22 protein-coding genes are annotated in these 26202 nt (G+C 47.0%); 9 read left to right on the top strand and 13 right to left on the bottom strand.

The features are described from left to right. Nucleotides 1-3 precede the first annotated feature (3 nt). Nucleotides 4-999: a methylmalonyl Co-A mutase-associated GTPase MeaB gene (gene meaB / locus L0U89_RS02580; RefSeq protein ID WP_234860078.1), complete on the bottom strand. Its 996-nt coding sequence runs from the start codon at nt 997-999 to the stop codon at nt 4-6. A gap of 39 nt (nt 1000-1038) precedes the next feature. Further along, nucleotides 1039-1449, bottom strand: a complete 411-nt coding sequence (locus L0U89_RS02575; protein WP_234860077.1) for a hypothetical protein — start codon at nt 1447-1449, stop codon at nt 1039-1041. A gap of 35 nt (nt 1450-1484) precedes the next feature. Between L0U89_RS02575 and L0U89_RS02570 the strand changes: the two genes are divergently transcribed. From L0U89_RS02570 to L0U89_RS02560, 3 genes are read left to right on the top strand one after another with little or no spacing between them, the layout of a single operon-like run. After that, nucleotides 1485-2027, top strand: coding sequence for a CopD family protein (locus tag L0U89_RS02570; RefSeq protein WP_008631413.1), 543 nt, complete (start codon nt 1485-1487; stop codon nt 2025-2027). 3 nt (nt 2028-2030) lie between these two features. Next, nucleotides 2031-2696, top strand: a complete 666-nt coding sequence (locus L0U89_RS02565) for an SCO family protein (RefSeq protein WP_234860076.1) — start codon at nt 2031-2033, stop codon at nt 2694-2696. Nucleotides 2697-2702: 6 nt separating this feature from the next. Then, nucleotides 2703-3140 (top strand): c-type cytochrome, encoded by a 438-nt coding sequence (locus L0U89_RS02560; protein ID WP_234860075.1) that lies wholly within the window; start codon nt 2703-2705, stop codon nt 3138-3140. Here the strand turns inward: L0U89_RS02560 and L0U89_RS02555 are convergent, their stop codons facing one another. Beyond that, nucleotides 3141-3560 carry a hypothetical protein gene (locus L0U89_RS02555; protein ID WP_234860074.1) on the bottom strand — a complete coding sequence of 140 codons (420 nt, stop codon included), beginning with the start codon at nt 3558-3560 and terminating at the stop codon, nt 3141-3143. It lies immediately after the preceding gene. A gap of 53 nt (nt 3561-3613) precedes the next feature. After that, the gene (locus L0U89_RS02550; protein WP_255777788.1) at nt 3614-4045 is read right to left on the bottom strand and encodes a MerC domain-containing protein; all 432 of its coding nucleotides are present in this window, start codon (nt 4043-4045) and stop codon (nt 3614-3616) included. A gap of 41 nt (nt 4046-4086) precedes the next feature. Between L0U89_RS02550 and L0U89_RS02545 the strand changes: the two genes are divergently transcribed. Beyond that, nucleotides 4087-4926 carry an aminotransferase class IV gene (locus tag L0U89_RS02545; protein WP_234860073.1) on the top strand — a complete coding sequence of 280 codons (840 nt, stop codon included), beginning with the start codon at nt 4087-4089 and terminating at the stop codon, nt 4924-4926. Between the two features lie 46 nt (nt 4927-4972). On the opposite strand, the gene L0U89_RS02540 is transcribed toward L0U89_RS02545, so the two are convergent. Genes L0U89_RS02540 through L0U89_RS02520 form a run of 5 tightly spaced genes read right to left on the bottom strand, consistent with a single transcriptional unit; the run spans nt 4973 to nt 11956 of the window. Next, nucleotides 4973-5404 carry a hypothetical protein gene (locus L0U89_RS02540; RefSeq protein WP_008631404.1) on the bottom strand — a complete coding sequence of 144 codons (432 nt, stop codon included), beginning with the start codon at nt 5402-5404 and terminating at the stop codon, nt 4973-4975. Nucleotides 5405-5442: 38 nt separating this feature from the next. Next, nucleotides 5443-6666, bottom strand: a complete 1224-nt coding sequence (locus L0U89_RS02535; protein WP_234860072.1) for an ABC transporter permease — start codon at nt 6664-6666, stop codon at nt 5443-5445. Between the two features lies 1 nt (nt 6667). After that, nucleotides 6668-7297, bottom strand: a complete 630-nt coding sequence (locus L0U89_RS02530; RefSeq protein WP_234860071.1) for an ABC transporter ATP-binding protein — start codon at nt 7295-7297, stop codon at nt 6668-6670. Beyond that, nucleotides 7297-8475, bottom strand: a complete 1179-nt coding sequence (locus L0U89_RS02525; RefSeq protein WP_008631397.1) for a hybrid sensor histidine kinase/response regulator — start codon at nt 8473-8475, stop codon at nt 7297-7299. The genes L0U89_RS02530 and L0U89_RS02525 overlap by 1 nt, the downstream gene beginning before the upstream one ends. A 52-nt stretch (nt 8476-8527) precedes the next feature. Beyond that, a complete protein-coding gene (locus L0U89_RS02520) occupies nt 8528-11956 on the bottom strand; it encodes an ATP-binding protein (RefSeq protein WP_234860070.1) in 3429 nt (1142 codons plus the stop codon). A gap of 128 nt (nt 11957-12084) precedes the next feature. Between L0U89_RS02520 and sucD the strand changes: the two genes are divergently transcribed. Next, on the top strand, nt 12085-12966 hold the full coding sequence (gene sucD / locus L0U89_RS02515) for a succinate--CoA ligase subunit alpha (protein ID WP_234860069.1): 882 nt from the start codon (nt 12085-12087) through the stop codon (nt 12964-12966). 215 nt (nt 12967-13181) lie between these two features. On the opposite strand, the gene L0U89_RS02510 is transcribed toward sucD, so the two are convergent. Beyond that, on the bottom strand, nt 13182-15755 hold the full coding sequence (locus L0U89_RS02510) for a beta propeller repeat protein (protein ID WP_234860068.1): 2574 nt from the start codon (nt 15753-15755) through the stop codon (nt 13182-13184). A gap of 303 nt (nt 15756-16058) precedes the next feature. On the opposite strand from L0U89_RS02510, the gene L0U89_RS02505 reads away from it, so the two are divergent. Beyond that, complete coding sequence (locus L0U89_RS02505; RefSeq protein WP_234860067.1) at nt 16059-17702, top strand: ABC-F family ATP-binding cassette domain-containing protein; 1644 nt, start codon at nt 16059-16061, stop codon at nt 17700-17702. A gap of 1 nt (nt 17703) precedes the next feature. Here the strand turns inward: L0U89_RS02505 and L0U89_RS02500 are convergent, their stop codons facing one another. Then, nucleotides 17704-20124, bottom strand: coding sequence for a mechanosensitive ion channel family protein (locus L0U89_RS02500; RefSeq protein ID WP_234860066.1), 2421 nt, complete (start codon nt 20122-20124; stop codon nt 17704-17706). A 334-nt stretch (nt 20125-20458) separates the two neighbouring features. Here L0U89_RS02500 and L0U89_RS02495 point away from each other — a divergent pair, with 334 nt between their 5' ends. From L0U89_RS02495 to L0U89_RS02485, 3 genes are all read left to right on the top strand, one after another. Then, nucleotides 20459-20887 (top strand): Hsp20/alpha crystallin family protein, encoded by a 429-nt coding sequence (locus L0U89_RS02495; protein WP_234860065.1) that lies wholly within the window; start codon nt 20459-20461, stop codon nt 20885-20887. Between the two features lie 177 nt (nt 20888-21064). Continuing rightward, the gene (locus L0U89_RS02490; protein ID WP_234860064.1) at nt 21065-22561 is read left to right on the top strand and encodes a Do family serine endopeptidase; all 1497 of its coding nucleotides are present in this window, start codon (nt 21065-21067) and stop codon (nt 22559-22561) included. Between the two features lie 178 nt (nt 22562-22739). Beyond that, nucleotides 22740-23879 (top strand): acyl-CoA dehydrogenase family protein, encoded by a 1140-nt coding sequence (locus L0U89_RS02485; protein WP_234860063.1) that lies wholly within the window; start codon nt 22740-22742, stop codon nt 23877-23879. A gap of 68 nt (nt 23880-23947) precedes the next feature. Here L0U89_RS02485 and L0U89_RS02480 read toward each other — a convergent pair whose 3' ends face one another. Beyond that, nucleotides 23948-24679: an MIP/aquaporin family protein gene (locus L0U89_RS02480; RefSeq protein WP_234860062.1), complete on the bottom strand. Its 732-nt coding sequence runs from the start codon at nt 24677-24679 to the stop codon at nt 23948-23950. Next, complete coding sequence (gene glpK / locus L0U89_RS02475) at nt 24676-26178, bottom strand: glycerol kinase GlpK (RefSeq protein ID WP_234860061.1); 1503 nt, start codon at nt 26176-26178, stop codon at nt 24676-24678. The genes L0U89_RS02480 and glpK overlap by 4 nt, the downstream gene beginning before the upstream one ends. Between the last annotated feature and the right edge of the window lie 24 nt (nt 26179-26202).

Genomic DNA, 26202 nt, shown 5'->3' with positions numbered 1-26202 from the left:
TTGTCATTTGGCACGGTTTAGAAATCCTTGGACAAGTTCCTCTGCTTGTTTGATTGGAGAAAGGTTTCCTGATTGGACACCTGGTAAAACCTCGGACAGTCGCAGTTTTACCCCGGGGTTTTGATAAAATTTTGACTCCAACAAATACCGGATATGGTCATCAAACCATTGGATTCTTTGTGACTGACGGTTTTGTTGCCAAAAGCCGTTTAGCTGCATCACGTTTCGGTATTCCTCTACGACGTTCCAGATTTTTGCTAGGCCTCTCCCCTCCAATCCCGAGCAGGTCATCACTTTCGGAGTCCAACCGCTTTCTTTTGCTTGGAACAAATGTAGCGCATTGGCATAGTCTCGCATCGCCAGCTTGGCTGCCTCGAGGTTGCTACCGTCGGCCTTGTTGATTACCAAAGCGTCGCACATTTCGATAATTCCTTTTTTGATTCCCTGCAGTTCATCGCCTGCCCCGGCGAGCATCAGAAGCAGAAAAAAATCCACCATCCCCCTAACTGCAGTCTCCGATTGGCCTACTCCTACGGTTTCGATCAATATCACATCAAAACCCGCCGCTTCACATAAAAGCATGGCTTCACGGGTCTTTGCACTCAGGCCACCGAGTGCCTTTCCTGCCGGACTGGGGCGGATATAGGCTCTCTTGTCCGAAGCAAGACTTTCCATCCTGGTCTTGTCGCCAAGTATGCTGCCGTGGGATTGCTGACTACTGGGATCCACGGCCAACACGGCAAGTTTGTGGTTGCTCTCAACGATTAATCCGCCAAACTTTTCGATGAACGTGCTTTTTCCAACGCCAGGAACGCCAGTGATACCGATCCGAATTGAGTTTCCCGAAAAAGGAAGAATTCCCTCCATCACCTGACCGGCCAAGGTTTGGTCTTCTTCCAGGGTACTTTCTACCAAAGTGATCGCCCTGCTCAAAAGCATACGGTCTCCGTTGAGGATTCCTTGGATATAAGTCTCTGGGCTGAATCTGCTCTTTTTCAATTTGGAATCAATTGGGCTTGATGGGTGAATTTAGCTGATTTAATCGAAAGGATTGCGCCTGAACTGCACCTGCGCCATGCTGTTTTTTTCATAAATAGCTATGCAGTAGGAGTTAAAATCAGGATCAAAATGCGGATTCTCAGCCCGTAATTCCCGAGGCGTACGATCCCGGCCTGAAAAAAAATACACTGTTGTCGTTCCGTATTTCGTATACGGCATGCGGTCGGCATAGGCCCGCATGTCTTCTGCGGTAGCATCTTTCACATAGACCGCATATATCCGGCGAATAGGACCGGTATTGTTTTCGTTTCGGTAAAAAGCCATTTCTTCCATTTTCCCGGACCACTGTTCGAGCCCAGGTTGGGATACACTTTCCCAAAAAAGCCAAGCAGCAATACCGATTGCTGCACCAATCAATAGGAGGTTGAGTTTATTTCGGGGTACTTTCACGGTTTTTTGATTTAATTTAGGGCAAAAATCACAAGATGGCTTTCGAATATATCAAGGCTTTGCATATCATTTTTGTTGTCACCTGGTTTGCGGGACTTTTTTACATCGTCAGGCTCTTCATTTATCAAACCGAAGCCTACGACAAACCCGAGGCAGAGCAAAAAATCCTCAGTCCGCAACTCAACCTGATGGCAAGTCGGCTTTGGTACATCATCACCTGGCCTTCGGCAATACTGACGCTCATATTCGGTTTTTGGGTCTTGTATTATCGATGGGGCTACATGCAGTTGGGATTTATGCACGCAAAGTTGGGCTTTGTTTTCGTATTGTATATTTATCACTTGCTGTGTCACCGCATTTTTCTACAATTGCAACGTGGGGAAACCAAGTGGACTTCCACCCAGTTACGTATGTGGAACGAACTGGCGACGATTCTCCTGTTCGCGATCGTCTTTTTGATCGTATTAAAAAGTATCGTGAGCGTTGCCTGGGGTATCGGCGGCTTGTTTGCACTCAGTATACTCATGATGCTGGGGATCAAATGGTACAAAAAAGTACGGGAGAAGAACAATAACTAACAAATGGAAATGGAAAGGAAAATGAGGGTTTGGGTTTTTGCCACGTTTATTGCAGTAGCATTCTCAAGTTGCAACGGAAATAACGCTGGGAACCAAAGTAATGGGGAGCTTCCCATCTTGGGCAATCGGGAGGTTCAGGAGTTTGAAATGGAAGGCAAAACAGTAACCGATACTGTTTACCACAAGATTGCTGACTTCTCCTTTACCAATCAGGAAGGCAAGACCATCACCAACGCCTCCATGCAAGGCAAGGTCTATGTCGCGGACTTTTTCTTCACGACCTGTCCCACAATCTGTCCGATCATGAAAACCCAGATGCTTAGGGTTTACGAAAAATTCAAGGATGAACCAAGGTTCCAGATTCTGAGCCATACATTAGACCCTGTACACGACACACCCGAACTACTCAAGGATTACGCATCCAAAATTGGCGTGGAAGATGACAAAACCTGGCATTTTCTTTCGGGTGATCAGGAAAAGATTTTCGAAATCGGGCAAACCAGCTATCTCACCACCGCCATGGCTGACCAAAATGAGCCCGGAGGTATTCTGCATTCCGGCGCATTTGTTTTGATAGACCAAGATGGCCATATCCGCGGCGTATACGACGGTACAAAAGAAGACCAAGTCGACAGGCTGATGAAGGATATCCCAAAACTCTTGAAATAACTGCCGATGAGGGAAGTCTTTTTATACTTGCTTTTTGCTGGTTTTCTGATTTCGTGTTCCGCCAATAACGACAAAAAAAAGGGAACGCTAGCTGACATTACCGACACAAAGGTGCTACAATACGCCATACAAGGAAAAATACTGTATGAACAACACTGCGCCAACTGCCATCAGAAAGACGGCAGCGGATTGGGTAAACTTATCCCGCCAATCAAGAACTCGGATTATTTTCTGGCAGACAAAGGTAGAACCGCCCGAATCATCAAGTACGGCCAAACTGGCCCGATAACTGTGAACGGAATTGAATACAACGAGGCGATGCCGGCTAACCCGAAACTCACGGATTTGGAAATCGCCCAGCTAATGACTTACCTATATAACATTTGGGGGGCGAAGGAAGGAGTGATAGATGCTTCACAAGCCGGGCAATATTTGAAGCATTGATTATTTTTCGCCGAATTTGGCCTCGTAGCGATCCATCGACTTTTTGATGTCGGCATTAACCTTCTCGACAAGGATTTTTTGTTCAAGAAGGTAATCCCGCACCTGCTCATCGGTCATGTCATCATAACTGGACTTAAACTGCCGCATCCACACAAACATTCCCTCAAAGGAATTGCCCAAATCACCCGCCATGACCTTCAAGTCAGCGACTTCCTCGGGGCTTATCCCCAAGGAGTCAGCTTGGCTAATTCTTTTTTCAACTTGCTTTTGATAGTTTTTCAAATCGCCCATCAGGGGCATCACCTCGTCATGAATGGCAATTACTTCTTCCTTCAGAGAATCATTTTCCTTCTTTAAGTTGTCGCCACAGGCGGACAGAAACCAAATGAGACTTACTAACAGTATCCAGCTTTTTTTCATTGGGGTTATTAAGTTTGGAAGCAAATAAAAGATATTTAAATTAAAAAAAGAAACTATTTATTATACGAATTACACGTTTTGTAATTTTTCCAATTTAAAATATGAAAAATAACCAATGAAAAGGATGCTGAAAGCGAAACAAAAAACATCCAATCAAATCGGTCGTGTAAAAGGATTGCAAAACAAAATACCGTCAACGAGGCCCATAACCCTATTTTTATAAAATCTGAATGTGTATTTTTGACCGCATTGATTACCGCCCAAATTGCAAATGCAATGAAGATGTAATCAAGCCAATGCCAAACGGAATGCGTGTGTTGGTATTTGGTCCCAAAGTGTCTCGGCGGGTTGCCGGGCCCTTTGACAAAAACCCCCAGCGAAACGATCAGGGGATAAACCGTACAGTGAACCATGCATAAAAATGAAGCCGATATTCCGATCAAATCCGGCTTATGAATTTGAATTCGCTTACTTATTTGCAACATAATTGCAAATATAGAAAAAAGATATTTAGACTGAGAAGGATATGAAAACTTACTGTTTTGCCAAGGATAGAATCCGCGAATCCAAGACGGCCACGATCCATCCGATGGACATAGGTTTGATCAGGGGATATGGGATTTTTGATTTTTTCAGGACCGCGCACTATGTCCCGCTTTTCCTACAGGATTATCTCAATAGGTTCATACGCTCGGCAGAAAAAATGCACCTCCCGCTTCCCCTGGACCGTGCGGGACTGGAGGATGTGATCCTGGAACTTGTTTCGAAGAATGAACTCGAAAACGGAGGAATCAGAATGCTGTTAACCGGTGGAATTTCCGACAATCATTTCTCTCCAAATACAGGCAGTCTGTTCATCTTTTGCGAAGCCCTGGATTTTCCACCGATGAGCAAATACGAAACGGGCGTCAAGTTGGTCTCCGCCGAACATGTACGTGCCGTAGCCGATATCAAAACCACGAATTACGCCTTCCCTGTATGGCACAGTGCCAACTGGAAAAAAGAGGGGGCCGAAGACTTGATTTACCACCAAAACGGCTTTATTTCCGAAAGCTCCAGGTCAAATATTTTCATCATCAAAGACGGAAAAATCGCCACCCCAGACCAGAATGTACTTCATGGAATCACTAGGATGCGGACATTGGAATTGGCTCCAGACACGGAGATCCGCCCGATTACCTTTGAAGAACTCCTCAATGCGGATGAAGTTTTCATGACAAGTACGACCAAAAAAATCCTCCCCGTCACCAAAATTGACAACCACGCCATCGGCGAGGGGAAACCAGGTAAAAAAACCATGGCCTTACTGAAGGATTTTTTGGAGATGGAGAAAAAAGTTGTCGGTGCGATGTCTGAAAACAAATAGGACCGAATAGCAAAATGGCCAAATTGATTGATTTGGCCATTTTGATTTAGTTCGCTAGAAGTTCTGCTTCTTTTAGGATGTACATCAGTTTTTCGGGATCCTTATCATTGAGTGTCAGCTTGCCCCGCACACGCACCCGCTTTGAAGTGTATTTGATTGGGTTTTTCAACATCACCTCCATGACAGTCTCAGGTCCTCCCGATCCACAGAAAAAGCACTCAGCCAAAGGCAGCGAGGAAAGAATGATATGCTCTGGTTTAAACATGCCTTCAAACGGGATGATGTAGCCATCTGCCTCCACGACCTTTCCTTCGAGGTTTTTGATTTTTGGACCGAAAACCGGGATATATAGCTCCCCAAATTCATCCTGGCCAATTTTATAGGTCACTTCCGACAAGTCCTTCCACACAGTTGTGGATTGTGAATAACCCATTTTGGCGAAGCCCAACAGCACAATGATCAGCAGTATTTTCTTCATGATTGAATTTTTTTTCAGTGAACGCGTCACGCCCGAAATTAGGATTTGGAAAGTTGTTTGGCAATATCAGTTTGATAAGCGTTGATTGCAGGAATAAGAGAGGCTACTACACCGACGAATACGGCGAAGACAACGATCCAAAGCTCCTCAGTCAAGAAAACCAAGGCGCTTAGGTTGCCGATGGCCCCCTGATCGTTTTGCATAACGAGGATGCCCAAAAAAAGGTGCCCAATGAGAATTCCCAAAATCGCTCCTATGAAGGTAAGAATCACCCCTTCCAACAGAATATGGATGAACAATTGACCGCTTGAGGCTCCAATCGTACGCATGACAGCGAGGTCGTATTTTCTCTCTTTCAATGAATTGAACAGTGCGATAAAGATGCCCAGACCCGCGATGATGATGATCACGATCGCAATTCCCTGAACGAACTTCACTCCGACCCCCAACAATTCAAAAAGACGGGAAATCTCAAACGACGGCGATGCAGCCTGCAGCGATGTTCTGCTGTTGATCTGGCGGGGAAGTTGGACGGCTGCCATCGGATTTCGGTATTGGAGCAAAAGGGAAGTCACCTCACGGTCCTCGCCTTCTGGGAAACCCGTCTTTGCGACTGGCGCCTGAAATTTGCCAGGATCCTCTTCTCCCTCGTCATGCGTGTACCACACGGATTCGATGCTCGTGAGCACCAATTTATCTAGTACGTTGCCCATCGGGGCCAAAATACCGGTTACGGTATAGGGATGTTCCCCATGGTCGTGGCTGCTGCTACCAATGCCATGGGAACCAATGAACGTATCTCCGAGCTTTAATCCCATTTTCTCTGCCACCGCACTACCGAGCACCACATCAAATGGAAGCTCCCAAGGTTTCCCTTGGGCAAACTCTGCTTTGTACAATTCCAGATAATCATGGTTGGTGCCCACGATTCTGTAGCCTTGGTAGTTGTCACCAAGCCCCAAGGGGATGATTTTTTTGACAAGCCTGTTTTTGCCGAGTGATTTGGCTTCATCCATATCGATATTTCCCGTTGGAAAATCGATGTGGTAAATACTCGAAAGAATGAGCTGCAATGGACTTCCCTTGGCGCCTACGACCAAGTCAATTCCTTCGGCATCCTTGGTCATCTTGCTTTCGAACTGATCCTGGATCAGCAAAAGCACCGTAATGATTGCCAATCCCAAAGCCAGCAAGAGGATATTCAATCCCGTACTCAGTGGCTTTGCAGTCAGGTATTTCCAGCTAAGTTTCAGTAAGTTCATATCAGATCCCTACGGTGATTTGGTTGGAAATATGGTTTTTAACCCGCTGATCGTGCGTAACAATCACCAAGGCAGCTTGATGTTTTTCCGCTTGATCCTTAAGCAGTTTGACGACCGCCTCTGCATTTTGGTCATCCAAACTTGCCGTAGGCTCGTCCGCCAAGATGATTTTGGGTTCATTGACCAAGGCCCGGGCTATCGACACACGCTGCGCCTCACCTTCACTCAGGTTATTAACCAATGACTTTCTCTTGTGCGCAATCCCCAAATCCTGAAGCACCGAATTGATCCGGTCGGTTTTCTTTCCAGCAAAATAATTTGCAAGTAAAAGATTCTCTTCCACCGTCAGAGGAGCAAGAATATGGGGTTTTTGAAAAATGATGCCGATGTTTTTCCCCCGAAATTTATCCAATTGGGTCCCCTTGAGCGTGTACAGCGATGTCCCATCAATCGACACTTCACCCGCCTTTGGCTGAAGCAGTCCCGCCAAAATATGTAAAATGGTGGTCTTCCCACTTCCTGATTTACCCAAAATCAACAACTGCTGTCCCCGATCCAATCGGATATCCGGAATCTGGAATGGCTGGTTGGCGTCGTAGTAAAACGAAATATTTTCGGCCTTTAGAATCATTAGTTCTGAATCGGAATTGACACTAAGAATGTGGTTCCTTTGCCTTGGGCGCTTTGGAAAGTAATATCTCCGTTGAGCACTTCGATGCTTTTCTTGACAATGGACAGGCCCAATCCGGAGCCTTCGATGATTCCCACGTTTTTTGCTCTAAAGAAGCGGTCAAACAACTGGCTTTGTTCCTTTTCGGGTATTCCGATTCCCTGGTCCTTGACACTTGCCTTCAGCTGCCCATCTTCCAGCCAAACCTTAAATTCCACCTCCTGGCCGTCTTTCGAATATTTCACGGCATTTGAAAGTAGATTCTCGAAAATCTGGTAGAGCAAATCCGAATCGGAGGTGATGGTCTTGGGCAGATTATCAAACTTCGTGTTGATCTTCACATCATTTTCCGAACCTGCCTTGACGACGTCCAGAATCTCGTTGAGCATGGCCGCGAGAAACATTTTCTTCGGCTTGTAGTCAATCTTATTGGCATCTGCTTTCCCAAAAAACAACACCGAAGTGAGCAGACTGTTTAGCGAACGGACAGAGTTTTCGATTTTCTGGGCGTGTTTTTGGATCTTCGCCTTGAATGGGTGCTCGCGCTCCGCATACTGTTGGAGCAATTGCGCTGAGCTGAGGATGGAGGTCAAAGGTGTCTTGAAACCATGGGAAACATTCAACACGATGCGAGACTTGAGCTCGCCGATTTCTCTTTCCTTTTCCAATGCACGGGTGAGTTCTTTGTTGGCCTCCGCAAGATCCTTTGTCCGCTGCCTTACCTTTTCTTCCAGCTCGTTATTGAGTTTCTGGAGTTCCTTTTCCTTACGGTCTTTGAAAATGGCCAATTCTATCACCATGTTCAGTTCCCTGATGTTGAAGGGCTTGATCACGTAGGCACTTGGATTGGTCCCGACTACCTTTGTGAGCGTTTCCGCATCGGAGCTCGCACTGAGATAAACTACCGGAATATCATATTTTTCATTGATGATCTCGGTGGTCCTGATTCCATCAAGCTCGCCAGCCAAATTGATGTCCATCATGACGATATCGGCTGGACTGGTTTCCAAAATCTCCAAGGCACGCTCCCCCGAGTCCGAAATCCCAATGATCTCATGGTTGTTTTTTTCCAGTGCTTTTTTCAACAGCAAGGCGGAGACGTGGTCGTCCTCAGTGATCAATATCCTTAGTGGAAACATGTGCGCTTTATGAATGAGGGTGCAAATTACGAGTTTTGTCCTTTTACGGAAATCATTTTTTACCTAGTGGAATACTCACCAAAACCTTCGTGCCCAAGTGTTTTTGGCTGTCAATTTGAATATCGCCACCCAAAATCTGCACAAGGTGGTGGGTGATGGCCAGGCCCAAGCCGGTTCCTTCATAACTCCTGCCATAGCCTTGGCTTTCCTGCTCAAACGGCTTGAATACGTTTTTCAAAAATTCCGGACTCATGCCAATGCCCTGGTCCTCCACCAGCAGTTCCAGATTACGGTCCACCTGTCGCAACCGCACGGTGATCATGCCTTTTTCGGAATATTTGATGGCATTGCCCACGAGGTTGTTGACGATCATTTCGAACAGGCGCCGATCAATCAGCCCTTCCAATGGCTGAGTTTCATATTTCGCTGAGAGCAACAATCCCTTTTTGACCGCCAAACCTTTGAGGGGCATGAGGATTTTGGAAAGAAACTCATTGACGTTGGTCTCACGGTAATGGACCTCGATCTTGTTGGCTTCGATCCTGGAAAGGTCGAGTATACTGTTGATGGTACCGAGCAGCCTTTCACCGGATTCCTGTATGATCTCCAATTGGGAAACGAGCTCTCTGTCATGTGGTCGCTGGAGAATGATGTTTTCGGTACTTCCCAAGATGCCATTCAGCGGCGTCCGGATTTCATGACTGATGTTGGAAAGGAAATTGGATTTGACCTTGCTGGCTTCCTCAGCCTTCTCCTTGGCCACCTTCAGTCCGCGTTCGTAATCCTTTTTCCCGGTGATATCCCTAAAAACGGATAGGATGATGTTTTTACCCTCATAGTCCGACCTCAGTCTGGAAACATAAAGCTCGATGTCACGGTCCCCTCCACGAAGTGGCATCCTCATTTCAAAGGTACCTGCATGTTTATTGGGATCATTGAGGGCACTGGCAATGAGCGGACGTGATTCCAGATAATATTCAGGTCTATAGAATAGGTCTTTGACGAAACCTTTTTCGAGTTCGGCAACTGTTTTCCTAACCATCTGCGCCAAGCTGGGGTTCACCGCTATGATTTTGCCACCTTCGACAGACAACATCAAACCGTCCATAGAACTCTCCCATACGTTTTTAAACTGGTCCTCAGTCTGCAATACCTGCTTGCTCTTTTGGTCAATTGTTCGTGTGAGCAACACTTGTCGGCGAATATTTTCCAAGACCGTATTGAAGAGATATCCCACCAGGAGAAAGAAAAGCAAAACCAGAATAATGAACCAGACCTGCAAATATATCGGCCTCAAAATCCTGAACTTCTGAGATGAAATTGGCTCAGAAAATACGCCACCTTCCAAGCCCGCTTGCATCAAAAAGCGGTAAGTGCCGTAAGGAAGATTACTGAATGTGAGGGAATTTGAACGTGGGCTCACCATTTCCTGCCAGTCATCATGATAACCTTCCAGCTTGTATCTCAGGACGAGATTGTTGGGCTGTTTGAATGTGACCGCATGAAAATTCACCTGAACATTGTTGATCCCGTAGGGAATGTTCTCGATGTCTATGGAATCTTTCTCATACCCGACTACAGCCAAAGAAACGATTTCCGTGAAAGGCTTCTCCAATAAGTCGGTTTCCTGATCGCTCAAATACACTGACAAACCCCGATTGGTCCCGATCAAAACCTGTTTCCTACTTGTCTCAAGTAAGGCGCCCCTATTTACCTCCAGTCCTGAAAGGCCATTTTTCTCGTTGAAATGATCCACCTTTCCATTTCGGATGATGTAGACACCGTTATCTGTGCCGGCCCAAAGATGACCATTCGAGTCCTCAAGCAATGAATACACGGAGCGGGTGATTTTCTCACCGTTTACTGTCAAATATTGTAATCCATTAGAATCCAGAACCCGGAGACCGTTTTCAGAACCAATAATCAATTCATTTCCTCTTTCCAAATAATCAAAACCGATCACGGTCAAATAGTTTTTACCCCGCCGAAAGCCCTCCTGCACCGTCGGATTGCCTCCGTGCAGCAGTATCAACCTGCCGTCCGAAAGCTTCCCGACTTTTCGAACATAGAGATCAAAAAGTTCCAGCTCGTTGAGAATACTAGAAGTAATGTCGTTTTTGAAATGTTGTCCTTTGCGATTGGAGATATCGGACAGGTAAAGCCTGCTGCGACACATGATAAACAGGCTGTCCCCTACCACATCCACACCGTTGGCAAATATTCCTTCCGGATGTGGCTCAAACTCCAGTTGATTTGTCTTTGGATCAAATCTCCCCAATCCCCGGAGATTGGAAGAGAACCACACGATCCCATTTTTGTCGGTCGTGAAATTGGTGATCCTGAATTTTGGATGCCCGACTATCTCCTTTTCTCCCAAGAGGGTCTTCACTTCTGCCCCATCAAAAACCTGCAGGCCATCATTGAACCCCACCAAAATGCTCCGATCTGGAAGTTCAGTCACCGCTGTTACCTCATCGTCCAAAAAGACCAAGGAATCAAAATTCATGAACGCCAGTGAATTGATATTGACCAAGCCTCGGTTAGTAATAATCCAAGTGATGTTTTCCCGGTCGACCAAAAACGAATTGATATGGTAGGCCTTTAGCATATCATAAGAATCAATTTCCAAACTGACCTTTGACTCTGGGTTGTGTTGGTAGAGCTGGGAGTTGTAGAAGAAAAACACTTTTCCTTTGGCCACCTGCAGCTTGGAAAAATTACTTGTGCTATAGATATCACGTGAAAACTTCCGGTGAATCACGGAGTCAATCCTGTCGAAATTTGCACCATAGCCGAACAAGTCTTTCCCCAAGAAATAATAACGTCCGGAAAGGGAATCAAACTTAATATGTTCTACATTCGGTATTTCTGACTTGGCCTGAACCTGAAAAGGAACCAATTGCATGTTGTCGACCCTGAAAGCCTGCTTGTTGTGAAAAATCACCAAACCCTGAGGCCCGATGGTATGGGAACTATAATGTCCAACTTGGTCAGGTTTGTAAGAAAAAGACTTCCAAATCTTTCCATCGCCTACGTTGATGAGGTTTTCGGTCTCGAAGACAAATTGGTATTTCCCTGAGACTTTTGCAGCTATGAATCTATAATAGCTTTTCATTGGACTACTGTCCAAGCTTTCGGGAATGTCAAATTCCTTCCAAGTATCATTCTCGAGAAAAAATACTTTGGGCTGTTTTACCTTGTTGGCGATCCAAATCCTGCCGTCCTCATCCTTGAAAATGTGGACCAGGTTCGCAAGCTTAGTCTGCACATCATCCGGAATGGGATAAGTCAAAAACCCATCCGAATAGTAAACGCCCAGCGCGGTGTTGAACCACATCCGACCTTTGTCATCCTGCACCGCCTCATATACAATTTCCGTGGGCAAATTGACCCCTTTGATTTGTTTGTTAAAGTAAAAAGTCTGGGCATTCCCTTCCTTGCAAACCAGGAAAGCCAAGATGAGCAGTAAATATTTTAGCATAGGGCAGGTGAACGCCGTCTAAATTATGAAAAGATATCAACAGTGTAAATTAATCCGATAATGTTTCCCAATTCTTTTGCGGTAGGGGTGAATCTTTTATTTTTGTGCGAAACTTTAAAAATCGCAGCATGAGTGTTTTAGTCAATAAAGATTCCAAAATCATCGTGCAGGGCTTCACCGGGTCGGAGGGTTCTTTTCACGCGCAGCAAATGATCGAATACGGCACCAATGTGGTAGGCGGTGTGACTCCCGGTAAAGGAGGAACAAAGCACCTGGAAAAGCCTGTGTTCAACTCCGTGGAAGAGGCAGTCCTCAAGACAGGCGCTAACACTTCCATCATCTTCGTTCCGCCGGCATTTGCCGCGGACGCCATCATGGAAGCTGCCGATGCCGGAATTAAAGTCATCATTGCGATTACAGAAGGTATTCCAGTAGCTGATATGATGAAGGCTAAGCCCTATATCAAGGAAAGAGGTGCGACGCTCATCGGGCCAAACTGCCCCGGCGTCATCACTCCAGGTGAAGCCAAGGTGGGCATTATGCCAGGTTTCGTCTTCAAAAAAGGCCGGATTGGCATTGTCTCCAAATCCGGAACGCTTACCTACGAAGCCGCAGACCAAATCGCAAAAGCAGGTTTAGGTGTATCCACGGCGATTGGAATTGGCGGAGATCCGATAATCGGAACTTCCACCAGGGAAGCTGTCGAACTATTAATGAATGACCCTGAGACCGATGCGATCGTCATGATCGGAGAAATCGGCGGTAACTATGAAGCAGATGCCGCCAGGTGGATCCGCGCCAATGGCAACAAAAAACCGGTCGTAGGATTTATTGCAGGACAGACTGCACCTCCCGGAAGAAGGATGGGTCATGCTGGAGCCATCATCGGTGGCGCCGATGATACCGCAGCCGCCAAAATGCGCATTATGGCCGAAAACGGCATCAATGTCGCCGAAAGCCCCGCAGAAATTGGTTCGCTGATGGCTAAGGTGCTGGGAGTGGAAGCTTAAGGAGATTAAACATTGAAATCCTAAAATTTGAACCGCCTTGGGAATCCGGGGCGGTTTTTTTAGTGTGTCTACACCGCTGTAGATCGAATACGTCAGTTCGCATTTGTTCAAATATCATCCTCCAAGACAATCCTCATTTTAGGGCCTTGCCCCAAATACTTCGCCTCGGAATCCTGCCGTTACCAAAACCAAGGCTTATCTAGTTTGAAAATCCCTCAATCTATCGCTTCAAATTCCTTTTCGAGTGTCTTATCTCCAACAAGTTGAAGCGTATACTTGCCCTTGGGAAGAAATTCTCTTTGATTGAGGAAATAGGGCAAGGGGCTCTTGTTTTCCCGAAGGATCAAATCCCAGCGGTACTGGTTCAATCCCTTTCGCCCATCTATTTTCTTCGACCATTGCAAGACTTTTTTTTCGTCAAGAATATTGATGGAGACAGTCTTTGCCTTAGGCAACCAAAACGAGATTGTCATTTTTTCCAAGTCAAAATTATGGAGCTTATCAAACCTTTCGGCAGGCAAAACGGTGACATTCCCTAGCGCTAGAAGCATTTCTTCATTGATCGATTTTTTGTCAAGCACCTCATACAGTGGCTTCAGGTTGACTTTGTAGATTCCACGACCATGGGTGGAGACGACCAAATCATGGCTGCGGGGTTCGACCTCGATATCCGATACGGCAGCCGGGGGAAAACCCTGTCCCAATTTTGACCAGGTTTTTCCCCGATCTGTGGATATATAGACCGCACGGTATAGCCCCGCATAAAGGACGTTCTCAAATACCGGATCCTCCTTGATGACATAGGCAACCTCGCCCGGTAAATTGCCTTTCAGGCTTTCCCAGGTCTTTCCTCCGTCCTCTGATTTGAAAAGATAGGTATTGAAATCGTCATAGTTGATGCCGGAAAGTGCCAGGTATACCCTTGACGACTGGTACTTAGAAGGCGTAATGCTGCGGACATAGGCATCTGGTAGACCCTCGGACCTGTCTGTCCAAGTCTTCCCCCCATCAGGAGTCGACCATAGCAAACCTCTATCTGTTCCGGCATACATCATCCCCTTTTCCAGCGGAGATTCCACCAAAGCACTGACTGCAAGGGAAGTTTTGTTGGAATTGCCGTTCTTAGTCAAATCTGGACTAATCACCTTCCAATCGTCGCCACGGTTTTCACTCTTCACCACATAATTCCCGCCGAGATAAAGTTCTCGGTTATCAAACTCCGAAAGAAAATAGGGAGAGATAAAATGATAATTCAATTCAACACCCATTTTCTCGGAATTGGGTCGTACTGGTTTGGAATTTCCCGTCTTCAGGTCCATTCGTCGGATGGCACCTTCCTGCGCGCTGTAGTAGATTGTCATCGAATCGACTGGATCTATAACCGTAATGCAACCGTCACCTCCGCTCCAGGGATCAATCCAAAGGTATTGCCAACCGTCGTGGCGCTTGGGGTTCCATTCCCTGGAAGGCCCAAAAACTGTGGCATTGTCTTGGGTGCCACCATAAATCTTGTAGGGGGTTCCTTTGTCGAGCGTGATGTCATAAAACTCCCCCGTTGGGATGTTGTTGTAGTGCATCCACGATTGTCCTTTGTCGTAACTCACATAGAACCCCCCATCATTTGCCAATGCAATGTGGCTGCTGTTCGTCGGGTTGATCCAAATTTCACATTGGTCCAAGTGTAAGGGATCTGCTGGATTTGGAAACAAGTGGTAAACGTCACCTGCAACGATTTCAAAAGTTTTGCCGCCATCCTTGCTATGTACCAACCGAACTCCCAAGGCGTAAATCTCATCGTCATCGTGCGCATCAACGACGATATCGGCGAAGTACCAACCGATCACGGAGTTGATCATCAACTCATCGGTGTGGGTTCTTTTCCAAGATTTGGCACCGTCAAGACTTAGATACACCTCTGCTGCCCCGACCTCTTCGGCATCCATACCGTCCTTATTTCTGTGGTCCATCAAGGCATAGACTTTGTCAGGATTTTGATGGGAAACCGCCAAGCCGATCCGGCCGCGGCCTTCTCCCACAGGAATGCCAGAATCCTGCCTTTTCCAAGTTTTTCCACCATCCACACTTTTGAAAACACCACTGTTTTTTCCATTTACTGTCGGATAGCTTTCCCATACCGAAGCATAGAGCGTGTTGGGGTCAGATGGCGCCATGACGATATCGTTGGCGCCGGTTTGGTCATTGACATAAAGTACATGCTCCCAGTCCTTGCCACCATTGAGCGATCGGTAAATTCCCCGGTGGGGATTGGTGGTCCACAAATGGCCGAGCACGGCGACGTACACGATATCCGGATTGGTCGGATGAACCACCACCTTGGCGATATGCCAAGAGTCATCGAGGCCGAGGTGACGCCAAGTCTCCCCACCGTCGTCAGAACGGTACATCCCGGTGCCTGGCATCGTGAAGTTCCTGGGTTTCTTTAAGGTCTCTCCGGTACCGAAGTAGATGATATTGGTATTGGACGGAGCCAAAGCAAAGTCACCGACGCTATAGGATGCTTCTTCATCAAAAATTGGCTTCCACGACAGTCCGTTATTGGTTGTCTTCCACAGGCTCCCCGATCCAAATCCCAAGTAAATTGTACCGGGATGCTGCATGTCTACCTGAAATGCTTCTACTAGAGCGCTGTTGCCTACTGGGCCAAGTGAAATCCAATTCAAGCCGTAGATTGATTGCTCTTGATGCCTCAAATGCTCCTGAAAGGAACTAACCAAGGGTGATTGGGGCTGCTGGGCAAACCCGGCAGCACTAAGAAAAGCAGCTATCATTAATGGGAGAAAGTTGACTAGTTTGGAAGGCTTTATTCTTGCTGCGGAAAATGTGCTAGGATCGGCTATCATATGGAGGTGGTATTTTTCGGTAGAAAGAAAAAAATATAACGACAATTATCCCATTTGCCAAAAGTCGAAAATACGTCCACTTCTAATCCGACCAAACGATTGTTGGGATAACCCACATGCCTTCAGCGGCTCAGGTCATACAATCCCCAATTTTTCAATTCCACAATCTTCGAATCTTTCAATTTTCTAATCCTTCTATTCCCTACCTTTGCGCCTTCAAATCCGAGCTTCATGATTTCAGTTGACAATATTTCGGTCATCCACGGCGGGCGGGCGCTGTTCAGCGATATTTCCTTTGCCATCAACGACACCGACAAAATTGCCTTGATGGGCAAAAACGGCGCAGGAAAGTCCACCATGCTCAAGATTATCGCGGGCATCACCAAGCCTTCCAAAGGAAACATTTCCGCCCCAAAAGACGCTGTGATTTCCTACCTCCCACAGCACTTGCTGACCGAGGACAACTGTACGGTATTTGAAGAAACCTCCAAGGCATTCGCCTATTACCTCGGCATGAAGGCCGAAATCGAGCGACTCAACGAGGAACTGACCGTGCGCACGGATTATGACTCGGAGGATTATTACAAAATCATCGAAAAAGTCTCCGAGCTGAGTGAAAAATTCTACTCCATCGAAGAGATCAACTACGAGGAGGATGTCGAAAAAGTACTTCTCGGCCTTGGATTCGAAAGGGAGGACTTCCATCGTCCCACGGGGGAGTTTTCCGGAGGATGGCGTATGCGGATCGAATTGGCGAAAATCCTGCTCCAAAAACCCGACCTTATTCTGCTCGATGAGCCGACCAACCACTTGGACATCGAGTCGATCCAATGGCTGGAGGAATTCCTTACCAGCAAAGCCAAAGCCGTCGTCGTCATCTCCCACGACCGCGCATTCGTGGACAATATCACGAACCGGACCATCGAAGTGACGATGGGGAGGATTTACGACTACAAGGCAAAGTACAGCCACTACCTCCAACTCAGAAAAGAACGCCGCGAGCAGCAGCAGAAGCAATACGACGAGCAGCAGAAGTTTATCGCCGAGACGACACAATTTATCGAAAGGTTCAAAGGCACCTACTCCAAGACCCTCCAAGTCCAATCCCGGGTCAAAATGCTCGAAAAACTGGAACTCGTGGAGGTCGACGAGGTGGACAATTCTGCGCTGCGCTTGAGATTTCCCCCTTCCCCAAGATCGGGTAAGTACCCTGTCATTGTCGAAGATCTATCCAAATCCTACGGCGACCATGTGGTATTCAAAAATGCCTCCATGACCATCGAGCGCGGGGAGAAAGTGGCTTTCGTCGGCAAAAACGGCGAAGGCAAATCCACCATGGTCAAGGCCATCATGGGAGAGATCGACTTCGAAGGCAAGTGTGAATTGGGCCACAACAGTATGATTGGCTATTTTGCCCAAAATCAAGCCTCTCTTCTCGACGAAAACCAAACCATCTTCGAAACCATCGACAACATCGCGGTGGGCGAAATCCGCGCAAAAATCAAGGATATCCTCGGCGCTTTCATGTTCGGCGGCGACGATATCAACAAAAAAGTCAAAGTGCTTTCCGGTGGCGAAAAAACCCGCTTGGCGATGATCAAGCTGCTCTTGGAGCCTGTCAACCTACTCATTCTCGACGAACCGACCAATCACCTCGATATCCGTACCAAGGATATCATCAAGGAAGCCCTGAAGGAGTTTGACGGCACTTTGATCCTCGTTTCCCATGACAGGGATTTTCTGGACGGTCTGGCGACGAAGGTTTTTGAGTTTGGTCAAAAACGCGTCAGGGAGCATTTCGAAGACATCAACGGCTTCTTGAGAAACAAGAAACTGGAAAACCTACGTGAAGTGGAGAGATCATCCAAATCCTGATTTAGGATTTGGAATCATCCGTGCTGATGCTCGGATTCGCTGAGGTTTTTTTCTCCTCTTTTTTCCCCAATTCCGTTGGGCGGATGATGTTTTCCTGTATCAATCCCGGAAATGATTTCACGTAGATGTCCCGCTGCGGGAATGGTATCTCCACGCCATTTTCTTGGAAAGACTTGAAAATCCCGCGCATCACTTTGTCCCGTATTGCTACCCACACATCTACATCGTCGACCCAAAAGAGTACCCTGAAATTGACGGAGTTGTCCGCAAATGTCTGCAGAAATACCCTCGGTGCCGGCAGATGCAGAATTCCTTCGACGGAAAGCTGCTCCTCTATCAGCTTGGTGACATGGTCCATGTCCGAGTGGTAAGCGACCCCGATGATCAATTCCACCCGACGCTTTTTATCCGATAGGGTCCAGTTGGTCAGTTGATGAGCCAGCAAATCGCCATTGGGGATGATGATATCCGCACCGTCCCAGTTTTTGATCTTGCTCGACCTGATACCTATCTCCTTTACTATTCCTTCTACCTGCCCTACCTGAACGGTATCCCCGATTTGTATCGGCCTTTCAAATGCCAGAATGATCCCAGAGACCAGGTTGTTGACGATCGTCTGCAAACCGAATCCAATACCTACCGACAGGGCACCGAGCACAATCGCGATTTTGTCTACGGGAATCCCTGACGCTGCAAAGGCGATGATGATGCCCAATGTGAATATCCCGAGTCGGATCAAGAGGATTGACGAACCCAGTCGCTTGCTCCGTGCACCCGCATATTGCTCGTCTTTGATGGAAGCGAAAAATGCTACGGTATTTGAAATAAATCCGGCAAAATAAATCGCGAGTACAAAGACGAACACCTGCGCGAACGTAAACGACGCGTTGAGGATATTTCGGGGTTTCTCCAAAAACTCAAACGTAAAGTCCAGAATGAGGTCCAACATATAGAGGCTATCCAAAAAATAGTAACCCCAAATCGTGATGGCCAAAACCGTAAAAAGCGAATTGATCCGCTTTTGGATCCCTTGAAAATCAAGCGAGGAGGTGTAGCCGGCATAATCTTTTCTGCTTACCTCTACCTGAATGTAGATCAACTCTTTGATGATGATCACAAAAATCACAAGACTCACCGCATGCATCATGCTCAGCGTGCCTGTGATACCTACCATTTTGCTCAGGCTAAATCTTCCCAAAATATTTGCCAAGATCGAAACGACCTGAAACAAAACATATACCGACACGATCGGGGCAAAATAAGGAGGGATGTTTTCATCCTTGACCTTTACCAGCTTGAGGAACCTAAGCGTGACAAAGATTCCCAAAAGGTTAAAGACAATCAAATGCCACCGCTCCTGATATGCCACATCCCAATACAATTTGCTGAGCATATTGAACATGAATAGCACAAACATGAGCAGCCACAGAAGAAAAGCCTTGGAGCTTACCCTTTTTCTAATCATGAACCCTGACGCAATCACGATCATCATGAGCAAAAAGGATGAGAAAGACTGGGGCGGATTGGGGTAAAAAAACGGCGCTATGGCCAAAACAACCATGATCGCCGATAAAAATGGGAACTTATGGACATACTTTAGCCTTCCAAAAATAATATCCGAAAACTCCTTGTTGACACGGATCTGCTTGAGATTCTTCGAAATCCATCGGTACAAGATCAAGATAACGATCAACAGGAATATGCTCAAACCCGGGAACTCCTTCAGGTAGCTGTTGATGATGAGGAAATTAAACCCAAAAGACTGCGAAAATATGTCTGCTATACGCTCTGTCTTTGGAAAATCCGACGGGTTCCAAATGTAATTCATCTCCCGTCGGTAGGTATTCCGCTCAATTTTACGCTTTTCCGTCTTTACAATCTCACCGATGTTTTCGATCTGTAGGGATATCGCCGCCAACTTGTACTGATACTCTGCGGTGTGGATTCGCTCTAGGTTGAGGATACTATCGGTTTCTGATACTTTTTGCTTTAGATCGTTGAGGGATTCCTGAAACTCCGGCAAAAGAAGCGTGTCACGCAGTGTGTAGAGCATTACATCGTCTGCCCTGATGCTGTCAAACTGCGCCTTGGCTAGGATCAATTCGTCCATGCGCTCGTTGATCATTTGGTTTACGTCAGCGGCCCTTTTGTCCGCCAACCCTACCAAATATTCCAGGGCACTAATCAACCGAAGATTCGGCCTGTTGCTATTCTCCTTCAAGCGGGCGTCAACATTTGTAACAAAGCGCTCCATGCGGGGAATCGCCTCGTTGATTCTTGCCGTATCCAAACCCTTCTCAAGCGTCCGGGTAATTGAATTGATCGCCCTTGAAAAGTCTCCGATCTTGCGGATATTGTTCTCCAATGACGGTACTGGTTTCGGGGCAACTTGCTCCTCAACACTGTCCACCTTGACAATCAAACTATCTATGATTGGTTGAATACGAGGTAATTGGGCTTGGGATGAAAAAACAAATACCGAATTAAAAATCACGCAAAACAGGATCCTGGTAAAGTACCTCATGGTTCACCTTTTTTCTCTAAATGTAATCAGTTTTCAACCAACCTGAAATATGAAAACGCCCTCCATTGTATACATCTCCCACAAAATTTATCCCTTCAAAGTGTCATTTTGGCAATAAACTTTAAAAATTCCATCAAATTCAAGTCAAAATGACTGAAAAATCGGATTGGTATATTTTTCTCTCCAAAGCGAGTTATCAAACATAGCATCTCAAACGAAAACAATAACGACTATGAAACTCGCCAGATTCAACCAACTCGACCCAGCGTATCCCGCATCATTTAGCACGCTTTTGGATCGCTTCTTCCAAGATTCCATCGGCCAAAATATAAAACAATTTACTCCTGCCGTGGACATTGCCGAAGACGAAAAGCAATATGAGATCCATGTTTCTGTCCCAGGCATGAAAAAGTCGGATTTTGACTTGGACATCCTCGATGGCAAGCTGACCATATCCGGAGAACGTAAAATGGAGGAAAAGAAGGAAGGCAAAAACTTCCACACCGTAGAAACACTCTATGGATCGTTTAAGCGAACCTTCTTCGTTCCCGACGATGTCCGCGCAGAAGAAATCCAAGCCACCTATGAAGATGGGCTTTTGAAAATCACATTGCCGAAAGCAGAAAAGAAAGTCAACAAGTCAAAAATCGAAGTAAAATAAGGCAAGTGGGGAAACCCACTTCCTTTTTTTTTGTTATCACCCTGTAGGTTTGTCTGGGCATTCAGAAGCCTGTTAAACCTTGTTAAATACCGCCTGTTCCCGTCAATATTTGCTTGGTATTTGATAACAGCAAGCCGTAAATTTCGTCATTATCAGAACTTGAAAACCTAAATCAACATGAATAGAAAGCAGTTCTTCCTTGGAATCATACTCGCATCTGCAGTGGGCGCCTTGGTCGCATTGGCAGGCGTCAATTACCTGATGAAGCAAAATACAGCTTCCTCATTTAGCCAAAAGCAAGACACGAGCCTGGTCAATTGGCTTTCCGACGACAAGTTTGTAATCCCTGATGGGATCAATTTTGTGGCTTCGGCGGAAATGGTCACCCCAGCGGTCGTCCATATCAAGAGTAACGTCTCAGTAGACCAAAGCCAAATGGGTGCCGATCCTTTTGAGGAGTTTTTCGGCTTCCGAAATCCAAACCGTGGACAGCAGCCGAGAGAGGCACGTAGTTCGGGTTCGGGAGTAATTATCTCTGAAGACGGGTACATCGTGACCAACAACCACGTCATCGAAAATGCATCCCGCATCGACGTATCACTTGAGGACAACACCCGCTATACTGCCCGTGTCATTGGAACCGATCCGACAACTGATTTGGCATTGCTGAAAATCGAGGCAAAGAGCCTTCCCTATGTCAGGTTTGGTGACTCGGACAAAGTTCGCGTCGGCGAATGGGTTCTTGCAGTGGGCAATCCTTTTGACCTAACGTCTACCGTGACCGCGGGCATCATCAGTGCCAAAACAAGGAACATCGGTATTTTGAGGGATTTGGAAAACAACTTACAGATCGAATCCTTTCTCCAAACGGACGCGGTCGTCAATCCTGGCAATTCCGGCGGTGCTTTGGTGAACCTCGCTGGGGAATTGATTGGCATCAATACAGCAATCGCCTCTAGGACCGGTACTTTCAACGGCTATGCCTTTGCCGTGCCAAGCGCTATTGTAAAAAAGGTAATGGATGACTTGCTAGAGTTTGGAGCCGTACAAAGAGGTCTTTTGGGCGTACAAATCCGCGACGTATCCCCCGAACTGGAAGAGACACTGAATGAAAAACTCTATACTTCCAAGGGCGTGTATGTGGTTGATGTCAACGAAGGTGGCGGCGGTGCGGACGCAGGGTTGAAGGCAGGAGACGTGATTATTGGCGTCGACGGCGTGGAGACAAACAATGTGGCCAAGCTCCAGGAAATGGTCGCAAGAAAACGCCCTGGCGACAAAGTCGAAGTGAAATACCTCAGAAAAGGGAAAGAGGGCAAAACCACGGCCATGCTGAAAAATATTTCCGGTGACACCAAAATCGTGAAGAAAGAACCACCAAAGGTATTGGCATTTGATGGCCTGACTTTTGAAGATGTCAATACAGGCGTGAAGCAAAGATTGGAAATCGATGGTGGTGCCGCAATCGTATCAGTCGAAAATGAAAATTGGACTAAATCCGGGGCAAGAGCAGGGTTCATCATCACCTCGATTATTGGTTCCAACGGTCGCACAAAAATCTCTGGTGCCGAAAACTTGATCGAAATCCTAAAACGAAGTAAAGGTGAAGAAATAGTCGTATTAGGCCTCTACCCCAACGGGCAAGAGTACTACTTCGAAGTAAAAGTTGATTAGAAGTGTTCATTTGTTTTGTGTTTTGAAAATCCGGCCCGAGCATTTGGGCCGGTTTTTTTTTGATCTTTCCATGTGGCACCAAAAGAAAAAATGGGCCACTTGATCGATCGAAAAAACCTTCCCGATCTACTTCAAGTTTGTATATTCGTCACACAAACCCAAATTTAACTTTACGACAATGCATTTTGAACCGAACGAGCATCAGCGGATGATTGCCCAAATGGTCCGCGATTTTGGAGCAAAGGAAATCACACCTTTTCGCAAAGAATGGGACGATCACCAGATTTTCCCGAGGGATTTATTTCGAAAACTAGGTGAGCTTGGACTGATGGGCGTGTTGGTGCCGGAAAGTTATGGCGGGTCAGGATTCGGCTATTTCGAATATGTCACCGCCATTGCCGAACTGGCGAAGCTGGATCCAGGAATTGCCCTATCGATGGCTGCCCACAATTCGCTCTGCACCAACCATATCCTAATGTTTGGTAACGAAGAGCAAAAGCGGAAGTACCTTCCCAAACTGGCTTCCTGCGAATACCTTGGCGCTTGGGGACTCACCGAACCCAACACCGGTTCGGATGCTGCCAACATGCGTACGGTCGCTGTCAAGCATGGGGAATATTACATCCTCAACGGCGCAAAGAATTTTATCACCCACGGTATATCTGGAGACGTTGCCGTCGTGATTGCAAGGACAGGGGATCTTGGTGATTCCCATGGGATGACCGCTTTTGTTTTGGACAAAGGAACGCCTGGGTTTCGGGGCGGAAGAAAAGAGGACAAACTTGGAATGCGGGCATCTGAAACCGCTGAATTGATTTTTGAAGATTGCAAAGTCCACGAAAGCCAAATATTGGGCGAAGTGGGGGAAGGATTCATCCAGTCCATGAAAGTCCTCGATGGCGGCCGAATCTCCATCGCAGCACTCTCACTTGGTATAGCAGAAGGCGCTTTGGAAGCCTCGCTCCAATACTCGAAAGAACGGCACCAATTCAACAAACCGATCAGCAGTTTCCAAGGGATATCCTTCAAACTCGCGGATATGGCCACACAAGTCGAAGCAGCAAGGCTATTGACATTCAAAGCGGCGGATCTGAAAAATCGCGGCGAAAAGTTAACCCTGGCCGGCGCTCAGGCCAAGTATTATGCCTCGGAAGTCGCTGTCAGCGTATCCAATGAAGCTGTACAGATATTTGGCGGCTACGGCTTCACCAAAGATTACCCTGTAGAAAAATACTACCGCGACGCCAAACTTTGCACAATCGGCGAAGGCACCTCAGAAATCCAAAAAATCGTGATTTCGAGAGAGGTCCTGAGATAATGAAAAATCCCCCCTCGGATTATATATCTAAAGGGGGGATCGTTAAATCAATTTTCCGCTTTCTCCTCCTACCCCAACATCAAATAAACTCCCGCTGCAATAGACGCGCCGACAATTGGACCCAAGATCGGTACCCAACTGTATCCCCAATCGCTACTGCCCTTGCCCTTGATGGGCAGGAGTTGGTGCACCAGTCTTGGCCCAAAATCCCGCGCGGGGTTAATGGCATAGCCTGTAGTACCACCTAGCGACAATCCAATTACCCAAACCAAAAAAGCAACCGGTATCGCCCCAACTGAGCCCAAACCTATTGGCACCTTGGTTTCTCCCTCCAGGTTCGCACCAGTGATATACAAAATGACAAAGACCAGCACAAAGGTGCCCACAACTTCGGAAATCACACTGGTAGAAAAATTGCGAATGGCTGGATCGGTGCAAAAAGGCGCACGTTTCAGCCCGGACGAATCCGCCAAATCAAAATGATCCCGGTACATAGACCAAGTCACAAACGCACCGGTCATGGCGCCCGCCACTTGGGCGAAGATGTAGCCCGGGGCCAATGCCCATCCGAACTTCCCCGTGAGTGCCAATCCTAGTGTCACTGCCGGATTGAGGTGGGCTCCGCTATACGGGCCCGCCACTACTACACCACAAAAAACTGCCAAGGCCCAACCCGTCGTGATGGCGATCAATCCACCGCCATTTCCTTTTGTCCCCGGGAGAATAGCGTTGGCCACTACGCCCGACCCAAACAATATCAATATCGCTGTTCCGATATATTCCGCAATAAATGGATTCATAGCTCTACCCAGTTTTTAGATCTTTCGACTGCTTTATGCCAAAACTTCAACAAATGATTTACCTTTTCGACTGCCATTTTTGGCTCAAAATCCCGGTCTGACTCCCATAGTTTTTGGATTTCATCCTCTGACTTCCAAAATCCCACGGCCAATCCAGCCAAGAAAGCCGCTCCGAGAGCGGTAGTTTCTATGATTTTCGGCCTTCGGATCTTCGTTTGAAGGATATCCGACTGAAACTGCATCAGGAAGTTGTTGGCCGTGGCGCCACCGTCTACCCGCAATTCCTTGACAGGATCACCGCTATCCTTTTGCATGGCATCGAGTACATCACGCACCTGATAAGCGATCGCCTCCAATGCCGCCCTTGTCATATGCGCAATCGTAGTCCCACGTGTAATTCCGAAAAAAGCACCCCGAGCATTTTGGTCCCAATGGGGTGCTCCAAGCCCCGCCATAGCCGGGACGAAATACACGCCATCGTTATCTGCCAAGCTTTGCGCCAGTTGTTCGCTTTCTTTCGCATGGCCAAACAATTCAATGCCATCCCGCAACCATTGGATAGCGGCGCCACCGATAAAGACGGAACCTTCCAATGCATAATTGACTTTACCATTGACCTCCCAGGCAATGGTCGTGAGCAGCTTGTTCTGGGACTTAACCGGGGTTTCGCCGGTATTCATCATGAGAAAGCAACCAGTACCGTAGGTGGTCTTTGCCATACCCGGAGAGGTGCAAAGTTGGCCGAAAAGTGCTGCCTGTTGATCTCCTGCGATACCTGCAATCGGCAAAGGTACCGGGTACAAATACTCCGAAGTGTGCCCATAAATCTCAGAACTAGACTTCACCTCGGGCAGCATGGATGCAGGTATGTCAAAAAGCTCCAGTAGATCCTTGTCCCATTTCTTTTCGAAAATATTGAAAAGCATTGTCCGGCTGGCGTTGGATACGTCTGTGACATGAACCTTGCGGTGGGTGAGGTTCCATACCAACCAAGTGTCGATGGTCCCGAAAGCCAGTTCCCCCCTTTCTGCTTGATCCCGGGCGCCCGTCACATTATCAAGGATCCATTTTACTTTGGTAGCTGAGAAATAGGCATCCAACACCAATCCTGTTTTGGACGCTACCAATTCCTCCTTGCCCTCGGTCTTGAGTTGGTCCACATAGGCTGCCGTGCGCCGGTCTTGCCAAACGATCGCATTGTAGATTGGTTTACCGTTTTTTCGCTCCCAAACCACGGTTGTCTCCCGTTGGTTGGTAATGCCAATGCCAACGATGTCCTTGGCCTTGATCCCGCCTTTGGCCAATGATTCTGCGAGGACTGCGGATTGGGTGGACCATATTTCCATTGGATCGTGTTCAACCCATCCGGCTTTGGGAAAATGTTGTTTGAATGGCCTTTGGGCCACACACTCGATCTCGCCATCATGATTAAAAATGATGGACCTCGAACTGGTAGTCCCCTGGTCCAAGGCCAGAATGTAAGCTTTTGATTGGGTCATTTTGGGTTGGTTTTGTATAGAAAG

The organism is Mariniradius sediminis (genome assembly GCF_021491425.1).
GTDB classification, from domain to species: domain Bacteria; phylum Bacteroidota; class Bacteroidia; order Cytophagales; family Cyclobacteriaceae; genus Mariniradius; species Mariniradius saccharolyticus.
The sequence above is the reverse complement of the archived record's forward strand: the minus strand, read 5'-3'. Positions and strand labels throughout refer to the sequence as shown.